This window comes from Niveispirillum sp. BGYR6, from assembly GCF_027568365.1.
GTDB lineage: Bacteria > Pseudomonadota > Alphaproteobacteria > Azospirillales > Azospirillaceae > Niveispirillum.
The window spans coordinates 495,770-509,460 of the sequence record NZ_JANLNL010000002.1; the positions used below are offsets into that span (position 1 = coordinate 495,770).

The 13,691-nt window shown below is 62.9% G+C and carries 14 protein-coding genes and 7 tRNA genes; 4 read left to right on the plus strand and 17 right to left on the minus strand.

What is annotated here, in order from left to right:
• Positions 1–49 precede the first annotated feature (49 nt).
• From PCJ49_RS06240 to purM, 13 genes are all read right to left on the minus strand, one after another.
• Positions 50–691, minus strand: coding sequence for an NADH-quinone oxidoreductase subunit C (locus tag PCJ49_RS06240; RefSeq protein WP_269910197.1), 642 nt, complete (start codon positions 689–691; stop codon positions 50–52).
• 34 nt (positions 692–725) lie between these two features.
• The gene (locus PCJ49_RS06245) at positions 726–1,298 is read right to left on the minus strand and encodes an NADH-quinone oxidoreductase subunit B (protein ID WP_089288041.1); all 573 of its coding nucleotides are present in this window, start codon (positions 1,296–1,298) and stop codon (positions 726–728) included.
• A 34-nt stretch (positions 1,299–1,332) separates the two neighbouring features.
• On the minus strand, positions 1,333–1,713 hold the full coding sequence (locus PCJ49_RS06250) for an NADH-quinone oxidoreductase subunit A (protein WP_089288042.1): 381 nt from the start codon (positions 1,711–1,713) through the stop codon (positions 1,333–1,335).
• A 436-nt stretch (positions 1,714–2,149) separates the two neighbouring features.
• Positions 2,150–2,226: transfer RNA gene (locus tag PCJ49_RS06255), tRNA-Asp, on the minus strand.
• Positions 2,227–2,300: 74 nt separating this feature from the next.
• A tRNA-Asp gene (locus PCJ49_RS06260) sits at positions 2,301–2,377 on the minus strand.
• A gap of 39 nt (positions 2,378–2,416) precedes the next feature.
• Positions 2,417–2,493 (minus strand) — tRNA-Asp (locus tag PCJ49_RS06265).
• A 232-nt stretch (positions 2,494–2,725) separates the two neighbouring features.
• A tRNA-Val gene (locus PCJ49_RS06270) sits at positions 2,726–2,800 on the minus strand.
• Positions 2,801–2,964: 164 nt separating this feature from the next.
• The gene (locus PCJ49_RS06275) at positions 2,965–3,237 is read right to left on the minus strand and encodes an HU family DNA-binding protein (RefSeq protein WP_089288043.1); all 273 of its coding nucleotides are present in this window, start codon (positions 3,235–3,237) and stop codon (positions 2,965–2,967) included.
• 143 nt (positions 3,238–3,380) lie between these two features.
• Entirely contained in the window at positions 3,381–5,789 is a 2,409-nt protein-coding gene (gene lon / locus PCJ49_RS06280) for an endopeptidase La (protein WP_269910198.1), read from the minus strand.
• A 287-nt stretch (positions 5,790–6,076) separates the two neighbouring features.
• Positions 6,077–6,301 carry a hypothetical protein gene (locus tag PCJ49_RS06285; protein WP_269910199.1) on the minus strand — a complete coding sequence of 75 codons (225 nt, stop codon included), beginning with the start codon at positions 6,299–6,301 and terminating at the stop codon, positions 6,077–6,079.
• A gap of 98 nt (positions 6,302–6,399) precedes the next feature.
• Entirely contained in the window at positions 6,400–6,858 is a 459-nt protein-coding gene (locus PCJ49_RS06290) for a GNAT family N-acetyltransferase (RefSeq protein ID WP_269910200.1), read from the minus strand.
• A 13-nt stretch (positions 6,859–6,871) separates the two neighbouring features.
• Positions 6,872–7,525, minus strand: a complete 654-nt coding sequence (gene purN / locus PCJ49_RS06295) for a phosphoribosylglycinamide formyltransferase (RefSeq protein ID WP_269910201.1) — start codon at positions 7,523–7,525, stop codon at positions 6,872–6,874.
• The gene (gene purM, locus PCJ49_RS06300; RefSeq protein ID WP_269910202.1) at positions 7,522–8,589 is read right to left on the minus strand and encodes a phosphoribosylformylglycinamidine cyclo-ligase; all 1,068 of its coding nucleotides are present in this window, start codon (positions 8,587–8,589) and stop codon (positions 7,522–7,524) included. Before purM ends, purN begins: the two co-directional genes overlap by 4 nt.
• Positions 8,590–8,697: 108 nt before the next feature.
• Between purM and PCJ49_RS06305 the strand changes: the two genes are divergently transcribed.
• The 4 genes from PCJ49_RS06305 to PCJ49_RS06320 all read left to right on the plus strand — a co-directional run bounded on the left by PCJ49_RS06305 (position 8,698) and on the right by PCJ49_RS06320 (position 12,699).
• Positions 8,698–9,852, plus strand: coding sequence for a DUF2066 domain-containing protein (locus PCJ49_RS06305; RefSeq protein WP_269910203.1), 1,155 nt, complete (start codon positions 8,698–8,700; stop codon positions 9,850–9,852).
• A 338-nt stretch (positions 9,853–10,190) separates the two neighbouring features.
• Positions 10,191–10,796 carry a CDP-alcohol phosphatidyltransferase family protein gene (locus PCJ49_RS06310; RefSeq protein WP_269910204.1) on the plus strand — a complete coding sequence of 202 codons (606 nt, stop codon included), beginning with the start codon at positions 10,191–10,193 and terminating at the stop codon, positions 10,794–10,796.
• Positions 10,793–11,953, plus strand: a complete 1,161-nt coding sequence (locus PCJ49_RS06315; RefSeq protein ID WP_269910205.1) for an AI-2E family transporter — start codon at positions 10,793–10,795, stop codon at positions 11,951–11,953. Before PCJ49_RS06310 ends, PCJ49_RS06315 begins: the two co-directional genes overlap by 4 nt.
• 47 nt (positions 11,954–12,000) lie before the next feature.
• Complete coding sequence (locus PCJ49_RS06320; RefSeq protein ID WP_269910206.1) at positions 12,001–12,699, plus strand: DnaA/Hda family protein; 699 nt, start codon at positions 12,001–12,003, stop codon at positions 12,697–12,699.
• A gap of 16 nt (positions 12,700–12,715) precedes the next feature.
• On the opposite strand, the gene PCJ49_RS06325 is transcribed toward PCJ49_RS06320, so the two are convergent.
• The 4 genes from PCJ49_RS06325 to PCJ49_RS06340 all read right to left on the minus strand — a co-directional run bounded on the left by PCJ49_RS06325 (position 12,716) and on the right by PCJ49_RS06340 (position 13,672).
• Positions 12,716–13,303 (minus strand): protein-tyrosine-phosphatase, encoded by a 588-nt coding sequence (locus PCJ49_RS06325; RefSeq protein ID WP_269910207.1) that lies wholly within the window; start codon positions 13,301–13,303, stop codon positions 12,716–12,718.
• Positions 13,304–13,373: 70 nt separating this feature from the next.
• Positions 13,374–13,449, minus strand: a tRNA-Lys gene (locus tag PCJ49_RS06330).
• A gap of 35 nt (positions 13,450–13,484) precedes the next feature.
• Positions 13,485–13,560, minus strand: a tRNA-Lys gene (locus PCJ49_RS06335).
• Between the two features lie 36 nt (positions 13,561–13,596).
• Positions 13,597–13,672 (minus strand) — tRNA-Lys (locus PCJ49_RS06340).
• Between the last annotated feature and the right edge of the window lie 19 nt (positions 13,673–13,691).

Below are 13,691 nucleotides of genomic sequence, written 5' to 3' on the forward strand. Positions count from 1 at the left end.
GGCGCCCGTCTGGGTTGCGACGTTGGTCGTTGCCATTGGGATGGCCCCCTTAACGCTTGGCCGCGGGCGTCGGCGCGCCCAGCGGAATGACAGCCTTCTCATCACCCGGCAACTGCACGTCCGTCATGCCTTCCCAGGGAGAGAGGAAATCGAAGCTGCGGAAATCCTGCCGCAACGTCACCGGCTCATAGACGACGCGCTTCTGCTCTTCGTCATAGCGCAGCTCGACATAGCCGGTCAGCGGGAAGTCCTTACGCAGCGGATGCCCCTCGAAACCGTAATCGGTGAGGATGCGGCGCAGATCCGGATTATCGGCAAAGAAGATGCCGTACAGATCCCAGGCTTCACGCTCAAACCAGCCGGCTACCGGGTAGAGCGAAACGATGGAGGCCACGGGCGTGTCCTCATCCGTCGTCACCTTCACCCGGATACGGTGGTTATGCTTGACGCTCAGCAGGTTGTAGACCACCTCGAACCGCTCCGGGCGGTTCGGGTAATCCACGCCGGCGATGTCGGCCAGCATCTCGCAGCGGGTCGTCGAGTCGTCGCGCAGGAACTGGATGCCGCGCAACGCACCTTCGCGCGTCAGCGTCACCATCAATTCACCATGCGCCACCTCGGCCTTCAACACAGCAGCGCCCAGGGCGCCACTGATGTAATCACCGAGTTCCTTCAGGGCCTCATCGCTCATAGCCAAGCGTCCTACAAACCGTCTTAAGCCAAACTCAGGCGCGGATCAGGCGATTGCCGCCCTTGATCTTCTTCTGCAATTGCAGAATGCCGTAGACCAGCGCCTCGGCGGTCGGCGGGCAGCCGGGAACATAGATATCCACCGGCACGATGCGGTCGCAGCCGCGCACGACGGAATAGGAATAATGGTAATAGCCGCCGCCATTGGCGCAGCTACCCATGGAGATCACCCAGCGCGGCTCCGCCATCTGGTCATAGACCTTGCGCAGAGCGGGGGCCATCTTGTTGCAGAGCGTGCCGGCGACGATCATCACATCCGACTGGCGCGGGCTGGGGCGCGGAATCACGCCAAACCGGTCCAGATCGTACCGCGACATGTAGGAATGGATCATCTCCACCGCGCAGCAGGCCAGACCGAAGGTCATCGGCCACAGCGAACCGGTGCGCGCCCAGGTCAGCAGATCATCCATCTTGGCGACGATGAAGCCCTTATCCTCAATCTCCGTCGTGACGGCCTTCAGATAGGCGTCCTGCGCGGAGCCGGGCGGCAGCGGGCTGGTATTGGTCACGACGCTGTTAGCGTTGCCGGTGACGAGATTGTTGCTCATGGCGCTGTTGCTCCCAGGCGGCGCGGAAACGGGATCACTCCCACTCCAGCGCGCCCTTCTTCCATTCATAGATGAAGCCGACGGTCAGGATGCCGAGGAAGATCATCATCGACCAGAAGCCGAACATGCCGATCCCACCCAGGGAAATAGCCCAGGGGAACAGGAACGCCACTTCCAGATCGAAAATGATGAACAGGATGGCGACCAGATAGAAGCGCACATCGAACTTGCTGCGCGCATCGTCGAACGCTTCGAAACCGCATTCATAGGCCGACAGCTTCTCACTATCCGGCTTCTTAGGCCCCACCAGAAGGGCGGCGCCGACCATCGCACCGGCGATCACGGTAGCGATAACCAGGAAGACCAGGATCGGCAGGTACTGCACCAACAGCGGGTTGGACAACGGATCGGACATCGTCACACCGTTTCAGCCCGGGCTTATGCCACGGCGCTCTGCCGACCCGTCGATACGGGCCGGTGGGCATCTGGCAAAACCGCGGGCGGTTCATGGACTGGCAGGCTTGCGAGGGACATCCCAAGCCCAACGGAATATAGGCCCCGGCCCTGCACAAAGGAAAGCGAATTACGCCATTTTTTGGCCTGAGAAACGTTCTCAACTCCATGGAAATGGTTGGCTTTCCGCCTTTTGATGCGCTGCGGCAAGGCAGCCTTGCATGGACAGTGAGGCTGAGGCGAAATTGCCGGCATCAACATCCCTGTATGCAGGTGCCGGTGTCGGAGACCGGGAAACAGACAGGGGCAACAACCCCATGATCAAAAAGCAAAAAAGCCGTACAGAACGCTGTGTGCGTTCCACGGCTTTTTGCAGCAAAAAATTATAAATGATAAAGTGGCGCGAGTGACGGGACTTGAACCCGCGGCCTCCGGCGTGACAGGCCGGCGCTCTAACCAACTGAGCTACACCCGCGCAGGGTGGGAAGTTTTACCGCCCCTTCCGAAGGGCATCGTCTTTAAGGCGCCATCACCCTTTGTCGTAAGGGGTGGCGCGAGTGACGGGACTTGAACCCGCGGCCTCCGGCGTGACAGGCCGGCGCTCTAACCAACTGAGCTACACCCGCACAGCAAAACCAGTCTGCTGGCTTAAACCTCATGGAGAGTGGCGCGAGTGACGGGACTTGAACCCGCGGCCTCCGGCGTGACAGGCCGGCGCTCTAACCAACTGAGCTACACCCGCTTAACTCTTCCCGGCGCCGTCGTCTCGTTTCCGATCACCCCGTCGCCGTGAGGTGGGCGGGTGTATAAGCGACCCACCCACCCTTGTCAAACATGAAATCAGCTTTTTTTCGAAAAACCTTTTTCAGCACGACGGCATCCACCGAAACACCGGAACCCAGACAGCAAAAAGGCCGCCAGGCATCTGCCAGCGGCCTTATTCATCAGATATTTCAATGCGCAATTAGGGGCAATGGTGGGCGGTGAGGGAGTCGAACCCCCGACCTGCGGTGTGTAAAACCGAAGCTCTACCTCTGAGCTAACCGCCCGAACCGTTTGCGGGGGCGACATTAGCGGCGCGGCGCAAAGAATCAACCCTGTTCTTCACTCAAGACCAAAAAAAGAAAACGGGCGCGCCTTCTGGCCGCCCGTTTCATCAACATCTGATGGGTACACCCGGCCGGAAACCGGCCGGAGGCATCCAAACGCCAGATCAGTTCAGCGCGTCCTTCAGGCCCTTACCGGGCTTGAACTTCGGCTGCTTGCTGGCGGAGATGGCGATCTTCTCACCGGTGCGGGGATTACGGCCTTCGGAAGCCGCACGCTCGGCAACGGCGAAAGTGCCGAAACCAACCAACCGCACTTCGTCGCCCTTCTGCAGCGCGCCGGTGATCCCATCGAAGACCGCATCCACGGCCTTATTCGCGTCCGCCTTGGACAAACCAGCCGCTTCGGCGACCACGGCAACGAGATCGTTCTTGTTCACTTAAGGCCCCCCTCATCAAGAGAGTATCGGTTGCGCGTGCCCGAACGGCATGTCCAGGCACAAGGAGATTGGATACCGCTGCCGACGCCCACATTGGTCGGGGGGGCAGCGGGAACCCAATTCACACGATTTCCTGATCCACTTCAATGGCGAATCACGCCATCCCGGTCCTCTTCCCCAGCTTTTCCGGGCATCTGAGCCACTTCGTCGGGCTCAGACCACTCGATTTCAACCGGAGCGGAGGCCAAAGCGTTGGCAATCACCTCATCAACCGTGGAAACCGGGATGATCGTCAGGCCCTTCTTCACATTGTCGGGGATCTCCGCCAGGTCCTTTTCATTCTCCTGGGGAATCAGAACCCGCTTGATACCGCCCCGCAGGGCTGCAAGCAGCTTCTCCTTCAGCCCGCCAATGGGCAGCACCTTGCCGCGCAGGGTGATTTCACCGGTCATCGCAATATCCTTGCGCACCGGGATGCCGGTCAGCACGGAGACGATGGTGGTGATCATGGCCACGCCAGCCGAAGGGCCGTCCTTCGGGGTTGCCCCCTCCGGCACGTGGACATGGATATCACGCCGTTCGAACAAGGTCGGCTTGATGCCGAATTTCAGTGCATTGGCCTTCACGTAAGATTCGGCCGCCTGCACCGATTCCTTCATCACGTCGCCCAGCTTGCCGGTGGTCTGGATGCGGCCCTTGCCGCGCAGCATCACCGCCTCAATGGTCAGCAACTCGCCGCCCACCTCGGTCCAGGCCAGACCGGTGGTCGCACCCACCTGATCCTCCAGCTCCGCCTCACCAAAGCGGAAGCGGCGCACGCCGGCGAACTTCTCCAGATTCTTCGGTGTCACCTTCACCTTGGTGACACCCTGCATCAGGATTTCCTTGATCGCCTTACGGGCCAGGTTCGCCAGCTCGCGTTCCAGCGACCGCACGCCGGCTTCACGGGTGTAGTAGCGGATCAGGTCGCGGAGTGCCTCGTCGCTGATGGCAAACTCGCCTTCCTTCAGCCCATGGTCGGTCACCTGCTTGGCGATCAGGTGGCGCTTGGCGATCTCCACCTTCTCATCTTCGGTGTAACCGGACAGGCGGATGATCTCCATACGGTCCAGCAGCGGCTGCGGCATCCGCAGCGAATTGGCCGTGCAGACGAACATCACGTCGGACAGGTCGTAATCCACCTCCAGATAATGATCGCTGAAGGTGCTGTTCTGTTCCGGGTCCAGCACTTCCAGCAATGCTGACGACGGGTCGCCGCGCCAGTCGGCGCCCAGCTTGTCGATCTCGTCCAGCAGGAACAGCGGGTTGGAGGTCTTGGCCTTCTTCATGCCCTGGATGATCTTGCCGGGCATGGAGCCGATATAGGTGCGGCGGTGACCGCGCACCTCGGCCTCATCACGTACACCGCCCAGCGACATGCGCACGAAGGTGCGGCCGGTGGCCTTGGCGATGGATTTGCCCAGCGAGGTCTTGCCCACACCCGGCGGACCGACGAGGCAGAGAATCGGACCCTTCACCTTATCCATGCGCTGCTGCACAGCCAGATATTCTAGGATGCGCTCCTTGACCTTCTCCAGACCGTGATGGTCGGCGTTCAGGATGGATTCGGCGCCCTTGATGTCCTTCTTGACCTTGCTGCGCTTCTTCCAGGGAATCGACAGCATCCAGTCCAGATAGTTGCGCACGACGGTCGCCTCGGCGCTCATCGGGCTCATGGTGCGCAGCTTCTTGACCTCGGCCTGGGCCTTTTCACGGGCTTCCTTGCTGAACTTGGTCTTGGCGATCTTTTCCTCGATCTCCGCCACCTCGTCCTTGCCGTCCTCGCCCTCGCCCAGCTCCTTCTGAATGGCCTTCATCTGCTCATTCAGATAGTACTCGCGCTGGGTCTTCTCCATCTGGCGCTTCACGCGGTTGCGGATGCGCTTTTCCACCTGCAGCACGCCGATCTCGCCTTCCATGAAGGCATAGACCTTCTCCAGCCGTTCAGCGACGGTGGGGGTCTCCAGCAATTGCTGCTTTTCGGGAATCTTCAGCTGCAGATGGCTGGCGATGGTATCGGCCAGCTTGCCCGGCTCCTCGATCTGGTTGATCGAGACCAGCACCTCAGGCGGAATCTTCTTGTTCAGCTTGATATATTGCTCGAACTGCGAGACGGCGGCGCGGGACAGCGCCTCCAGCTCCTGCGGCTCGCTGGCCGCTTCCTCGATCAGCTCGGCATAGGCCTGGAAGAACTCCTCGTTCTCACCGAACTTGGTGATGGTGGCGCGCTTACCGCCTTCGACCAGCACCTTCACGGTGCCGTCGGGCAATTTCAGCAGCTGCAACACCGTGCCGACGGTGCCGACACTATAGATGTCGGCCGGGGTCGGGTCATCCTGCGAGGCGTTCTTCTGGGTGACCAGCAGGATCTGCTTGTCATCCTTCATCACGTCTTCCAAGGCGCGGACCGATTTTTCGCGGCCCACGAACAGCGGGACGATCATATGGGGGAAGACGACGATGTCTCTCAGCGGAAGGACCGGGTAGAGAACACCACGGGGGATGTCCAGCATATCTATCTGCCTTCTGATCTCAATGCACCGCCAGCCCCGCTGGGCCTGGACCCGACCGCCCGCCCCAGATGGGCACGGCAATGAACGGTGGGTGACGGTTCAGCTGTTAACGTGGCACAGGGGTGTGCCCCCTTCAAGGGCTTGAACCGTGACCAACGCGCACTAAAGGTCAGGGCGGGCGGATAAAGCCACCCGTTGCGGGGGCGGAAAAATACAAAAAGGGCTGTCCGATCATCCCGGACAGCCCTTTGAACGTCGCTCAATCGATTAAAACCGATTCGAAATGCCTATATCTTGCCCAGCAGGGCCAGAATGGCCGTGGCAACCCAGCCGATCAGCATGAAGAAGACCGCATAGCCCCAGCCCACGGCGAAATGCAGCATGAACATCAGCAGGATGAGCGTGACGCAGATGATGCTGATGGTGGTGAAGCGGGTGAAGGAATGCCACCCTTCCGCATGTTCGCGCACAAGCTTGTCATTGACCACCGCCGGTCCGTGGCTGCCCGCCATGATTCTTCCTCCCTGACTGTCATATCGACCAGTTATGTCAATTATGTACAGGCGGAACGGTTCCATGCCAAGGGGGGAAGTGCCGACCGGGGACGGGACTAGCGGATATCCTTGACCAGCCGCAGCGTCTCTTCCCCATAGCCCTGTCTGGCATAGAAGGCACGGCCGCGCACATTGCTGGCGAACACATCCAGAGCCACATTGGCATAGCCCTGCCCACGGGCCCAGGATTCCACCGCCGCCATCAGGGCGGCGGCAACGCCCCTGCCCTCCGCCACCGGCGTGACGGCCAGCAGCGGCACATAGGCGCATTGCCGGTCGGTGAAGATATCCAGTTGCGGCTCGGCGTGGATGAAGCCCAGCCGTTCATCCCCGTCGCAGGCGATGAAGGTGACGGCACCGGGCCGGGGAGCTTCCAGCGTTTCATGCATGAAGGCACGCTGGAAATGCATCACCTCCTCCGCTGTCCGCCAGGCCAGATCGGCCACGCCGGCCAGACGCGGGGCCTGGGCGTGGATGAACGACAGGTCGTCGGCGGTGGCGGGGCGGATGATCATGGGATTTTAGCCGCTATAGGGACGATGCCACGGGGCAGATCACCGGTGCGGGCAACGCCGCCCCTTCGATATGGGCCACCGCCCCTTCCACCCGCACCCTTCCCTCACCGATCAGCCGCACAGCCAGGGGATAGGCCTGATGTTCCTGCACCAGCACGCGGGCGGCCAGATCGTCGGGCGTGTCACCGGTCAGTACCGGCACGGCGGCCTGCACGATGATCGGGCCTTCATCCATCACCTCGCGCACATAATGCACGGTGCAGCCATGGAAGCGCACACCGGCGGCCAGCGCGCGGGCATGGGTGTCGATGCCGGGGAACGACGGCAGCAGCGACGGGTGGATATTGATCAGACGGTCATGCCAATGGGCGACGAATCCACCCGTCAGCAGCCGCATGAAGCCGGCCAGACAGACCAGCCCGACGCCGGCCTGCTCCAGGGCCGCCGTCATCGCCGCCTCATGCGCCGGCTTGTCGGCGAAATCCTTCGGCTTCAGCACCAGACTGGGGATGCCGGCGGCGGTGGCACGGGCCAGCCCGCCGGCATCGGCCTTGTTGGAGATGACCAAGGCCACCTCCGCCGGGAAATCCGGATCGCGGCAGGCGTCGATCAGGGCCTGCAGGTTCGACCCCCGGCCGGAGATCAGGACGCCCAGGCGCAGCTTCACGACCAACGCTCCAGCCCGCTGATGGCCACCCGGTGATCGGCACCGTCACGCGGCACGACGGTGCCGATGCGGGTGACCTTTTCACCCTTTTCGGTCAGCAGCGCCAGGGCCTCGTCCGCCTTGTCGGCGGGGACGATGACCACCATGCCGATACCGCAATTGAAGGTGCGGGCCATTTCCGTGGCATCCACATTGCCGGTACGCTTCAGCCAGCCAAACACCGGCAGCAATTCCCAGGCGCCGGCATCCAGATCGACACCCAAGCCATCGGGCAGCACGCGCGGGATATTTTCCAGCAGGCCGCCGCCGGTGATATGGGCCATGGCATTCACCAGACCAGCGCGCACCGCCGCCAGCAGCGGCTTGACATAGATGCGCGTCGGGGTCAGCAGCGCCTCGCCCAGGCTGCGGCCTTCATCCCAGGGGCACGCACTTTCATAGGTCAGGCCGGAGACGCCCACCAGCTTGCGCACCAGCGAATAGCCGTTGGAATGCACCCCGCTGGAAGCCAGACCCAGCACCACGTCACCGGCCTGCACCTTGTCGCCCACCAGCACCTGGGAACGTTCCACGGCACCGACGGAGAAACCGGCCAGATCATAATCGCCCTCGGCATACATGCCGGGCATTTCCGCCGTCTCCCCCCCAACCAGGGCGCAGCCGGCCTGACGGCAGCCCTCGGCGATGCCGGCGACAATGGCGCGACCGGCGGTCACGTCCAGCTTGCCGGTGGCGTAATAATCCAGGAATAGCAGCGGCTCGGCGCCCTGCACCACCAGATCATTGACGCACATGGCCACCAGATCGATACCCACCGTGTCGTGATGGTTGGCATCGATGGCGACCTTCAGCTTGGTGCCCACACCATCGGTGGTGGACACCAGCAGCGGATCGTGGAAGCCGGCGGCACGCAGATCGAACAGGGCCCCGAAGCCACCCAGCCCGGCATCGGAGCCGGTGCGGGCGGTGGATTTCGCCAGCGGCTTGATGGCCTCGACCAGCGCATTGCCTGCATCGATATCGACACCGGCATCCCGGTAGGAATAGCTGCTCATCGCCTTCATCCTCGCTGCTGGCGTAAAGGGGGCCGGGTGCGGTAGAACCAACCGCAACAAACCCGGCACCGGACTGTTTAGACGGCGCCGAACATAGCAATATCGGAAGCCAAGGCAATGCCGGTTCCCTGCACCCCCGCTTTGCGCAAAGTCCTGTCCGCCACCCTGACCGTCCTGGCGCTGGCTCTGCCCGCCTGGGCCGCGCCGTCGGACGATCTGTTCACGGTGCGTGATGTTTCCGTCGATGTCACGGCGGATTCGGCCACGGCGGCGCGTGATCGCGGCATCCGCGACGGCCAGCGCAAGGCGTTTGAGGCTTTGTTCGACCGGCTGACCCCGGACAGCGCCCGCAGCGCCCTGTCCGGCCTGGACGGCGCCAGTATCGATCAGATGGTGCAGAGCTTTGAGGTGCAGGAGGAGCGGACGTCCGCCGTGCGCTATCTCGGCCGGCTGGCCGTCAGCTTCAATCCGGCGGCCGTGCGCAATTTCATGCGCAGCCGTGGTGTCTCTTATACAGAGGTGCGGTCCAAGCCGGTGCTGGTGCTGCCGGTGGACCAAACCGGCGGGGCGCCCGTGCTGTGGCAGGCGGAAACCGGCTGGCGGCAAAGCTGGGCCAACCTGCCGCTGCAGGGTGGCTTGGTGCCCGTAACCGTTCCTTATGGCGAAGCGGCGGATGTCGCCGATATCGGGGTGGAACAGGCCCTGTCCGGCGATGCTGTCGCCCTGCGACGCATCGCCGAGCGTTATCAGGCGGGTGAGGTTGCCGTCGCCGTACTGACCAACACCAGTGGCGGGGTGACCGCCACCGTCACCCTGCATCCCGCCAACGGCAGCGCGGAAAGCTTCACCATCAGCCAGCCAACGATGACGGCCAGCGGCGACGCCACCGCGCGGGGCAACCCGACTCTGCGCGAAGCCGTGAACAAGATCGTCGGCCGGCTGGAGGAACGCTGGACCGCCGCCAATGTGGTGGTGGGCGGGAATGAAGGCGGGCTGAGCCTGAAGGTGCCTTTCGCCGCCCAGAATGAATGGGTGGAAACCCGCCGCCGCCTTGCCAGGATTCCCACCATCACCCAGACCCGCGTTGTCTCCCTCGCGCGCGGCGGGGCAGAGCTGGAGCTGCGCTACATGGGCGGGCTGGAACAGTTGCGCAACGCCCTGGCCCAACAGGATCTGATCCTGAGCGAAGGCGGTGGTACTGGCGAACTGCGCTGGCGCGGGGCCGCAGCGGCGGCCAGCAGCACGCCTGCCCCAGCCCCGGCGGTGCCGTAAGGCAAGGTTGCTGGCAAAGCGGTTCGGTCAAAAACGGCATCGGCGCACAGGCCCCGATGCCTTTTTTTTATGTCCCCCACCGAGCAGACGCCAAAAAGCCAACGATCAGAAGCGCTTGGCGATCCATGCACGGCTTTGGACACATTATTCCTGAAACATGGGGATAATTTCATTAAAAGCGACTGGACAACCGGAACATTATGGGAACATCTTTTCCCCAGCCGTGGATAATGGGGAATATGGGCATGGGGGTCCGGGTGGGGGCCGGGGCCTCTATAAGGCGCCTGCAAAAGCGCCTAGATTAAATTCAGAACCTGCCTTCGCCGGATCACGCCCAGATGACAACCGAAAAACCGAATCCAATGCTGCATGTGCCGAACCTGATCACAGGTGGCCGCCTGCTGGCCGTGCCGGTGACGGTTTGGCTGATCTTGTCCGACCATCTGACCCTGGCTTTCTGGCTGTTCATGCTGGCGGCCGTTTCTGATGGGCTGGACGGGATGATCGCGCGGCTGTTCCGGGCGCGCAGCAAGCTGGGTGCCTGGCTGGACCCGCTGGCCGACAAGGCCCTGCTGGTGGGCTGCTTCGTGGCCATGGCCACGGTGGGGCTGGTGCCGCTCTGGCTGGTAGCGCTGATTCTGCTGCGGGATATCACCATTATCCTGGGGCTGGCCGTGCTGCTGGTGATGCTGCGCGAAAGGCTGTCCATCCAGCCGCTCTGGGTGGGCAAGCTGAATACCGCGCTGCAACTGGCCTTGGCGGCGCTGATTTTGGCCGTCTATGGCGCCCGTCTGGCCCCGGAAGAATATGTGTTGCCGGCGGAACTGCTGGTCGCCGCTACCACGCTCTGGTCGATGGTGGCCTATGTGCTGCGCGGATTGTTCATCCTGCGCACACGTGATGCCGGGGATGATGCCGGCGACCAATCGGGAGACGCGGCATGACGGCCGGACGGCAATGGCGATTCTGGGTCTGGGGGCTGGTGGTTTTCATCGCCCTGGTCTGGCTGCTGCGCAGCATGTTGGCCCCGTTCGTGGCCGGCATGGCGCTGGCCTATCTGCTGGACCCGGTGACCGACCGGCTGGAACGGCATATGCCGCGCTGGGCCGCCACCAGCGTGGTTCTGCTGGGATTCGCCCTCACGGCGGTACTGGCCCTGCTGTTGTTGGTTCCGCTGCTGCAGGGCCAGATCGTGCAATTGATCGATGCCGCCCCGCAATGGATCGCCTGGGCCAAGCGGGAACTGCTGCCGCAGATTCAGCGCTTCATCAACCGGCTCTCGCCGGAGGATGTGGAACGGCTGCGCAGTGCCGCCGGTGATTATGCCGGCACCGCGATGAGCTGGACGGCCGATTTCCTGAAAGGGCTGGTGAGCCAGGGTGTTGCCCTGGTGGATATCATCTCCGTCACCTTCATTACCCCCATCGTCGCCTTTTACCTGTTGCGCGACTGGGATCGGATGGTCGGCGCCATCAATGGCTGGCTGCCCCGCCAGCAGGCCGACACCATCCGTGAACAGGCCCGCGCGGTGGACACCACCCTGGCCGGATTCGTGCGCGGGCAGGCCACGGTCTGTCTGGCGCTGGGCAGTTTCTATGCCATCGCCCTAACGCTGGCCGGGCTGGATTTCGGCCTGATCGTCGGCATGGTGTCCGGCCTGCTCTCCTTCATCCCCTTTGTCGGCTCGCTGGTGGGGTTCTGTGCCTCTGTCGGTATCGCCCTGTTCCAGTTCGACGAGCTGTGGCGGGTCGGCATCGTGGTCGGCATTTTCTTCTTCGGTCAGGCCGTGGAAGGCAATGTGCTGACGCCAAAGCTGGTGGGCGACAAGGTGGGGCTGCATCCGGTCTGGGTAATCTTCGCCTTGATGGCCGGCGGAGCGCTGTTCGGATTCGTCGGCGTGCTGCTGGCCATGCCGGTGGCGGCCGTCATCGGCGTACTGGTCCGATTCGCCATCACCCGCTACCTGGATAGCAGCCTTTATCACGGCCCCCAGCCGCCAGCGCCGCCCTGCCCTGACTTGGGCGCCGACCCGCTTCCCGCCAATCCCGCCGCGGAAGGAACCGACCTCCGCCGCCCCGCAGATATTCCGGCCGCACCATGATCATGGATACGACAATGCCCATCGGCTCCCTTCCTCCGGGACTGCCGTTGAGCAGCACCCGGCAAATCCCCCTGGATCTGGGTCACCGTTCCGCCATGGGCGAGGCGGATTTTCTGGTGGCCCCCGGCAACCAGGATGCCGTCGCCTGGCTGGACAGCTGGCCGGACTGGCCGGCCCCGGCCCTGGTGATTTTCGGGCCCAGCGGTTCTGGGAAAAGCCATCTGGCGCAGATCTGGCGCGCCCGTGCGCGCGCCAACCTGTTGCAGGTGGATGATCTGCGTACCGACGACCTGCCCGACCTGCTGCACCCGACCCGCGCCGCCGTACTGGATGGGGCGCAGCAGGTGGCCGGCGACCCGGTGCTGGAACGCGCTTTGTTCCATCTCTACAATCTGGCCCGCGATGCTGGCGGCCATCTGCTGCTGCTGGCAGACAAGGCGCCCATCAATTGGGTGCTGCGCCTGCCGGACCTGCGTTCGCGCCTGCTGGCGGCCCCGGCAGTCGGCATGGCCGCCCCTGATGATGCCCTGTTCATGGCCGTGCTGGTGAAGCTGTTTGCCGACCGGCAGATCAGGGTGGGCGAGGATGTGATTGTCTGGCTGCTGACCCGCACGGAGCGCAGCTTTGCCAATGCCCGCCGGGTGGTGGACCTGCTGGACCGGGAGGCGCTGGCCGCCAAGAAGCCGATCACCGTGCGATTCTGCCGGCAAATTCTGGGCGACAGCGGCGAGTCGGCCTGGGCCTGATCGGCCTGCCCACCGGTCAACCGCCTTCCAGCAGCCGCACCTCTCGCCCCCGGTGATTCTTTTTCAGGTAATCCAGCCAGTCAGCCGGCCAATGCGCCGTGGCCCGCTGATAGATGGCGGGCAAGGCCGCCAGCAATTCATCCCGGCAGCCCAGCATTTCCCCGCCCATTTCCAGGATGCGCAGATTGGGCCAGGCCTGGGGCCGGATACGCGCCACCTCCGCCAAAGCCTCCGCCGCCGGCCGATCCGACCGCGCCTGGGCCAGAATCAGCGCCATCGCTGCGGTGGACCGCGACACGCCCATATGGCAATGCACCAGAAGATGCGCCTTTCCCGGCGGCTCTGCGGTCAGGCTGCGCCCGAAATCCAGAATCTGGCGCACATGCGCCGGCTGCGGCGGCTGTTTACCGGGCACCGGCTCCACCACATCATCGAATCGCAAATCCAGCCGTACATGCTCACCATAGCCGTTGAAGATTGGCAGCTTGGACCGGCCAGGGTCCATGATCGACAGCATATGGCTGACGCCGACCCGGCAATGGTCAGGCAATTCCTCGATCCCGCATACAGTGATGCGGAAGGGGGCATATTGGGTGCTGAGCATAAAAAACCCGCCGAGACTGATCTGTCTGGCGAGTATATCGGGATTTGATGTCAGTATGTTGTTTCAAGGTTGGTGGGCGCACAAGGACTCGAACCTTGGACCCGCTGATTAAGAGTCAGCTGCTCTACCAACTGAGCTATGCGCCCAACCTTGAGAGGCTGCAACGGTCAGGGATCAAGGTTGGTGGGCGCACAAGGACTCGAACCTTGGACCCGCTGATTAAGAGTCAGCTGCTCTACCAACTGAGCTATGCGCCCAACCTTGATATCCGCCGGAGCGGCCATTTTTGGGAATGGTGGGCGCACAAGGACTCGAACCTTGGACCCGCTGATTAAGAGTCAGCTGCTCTACCAACTGAGCTATGCGCCCATTCCCAACCCGCTTTCGC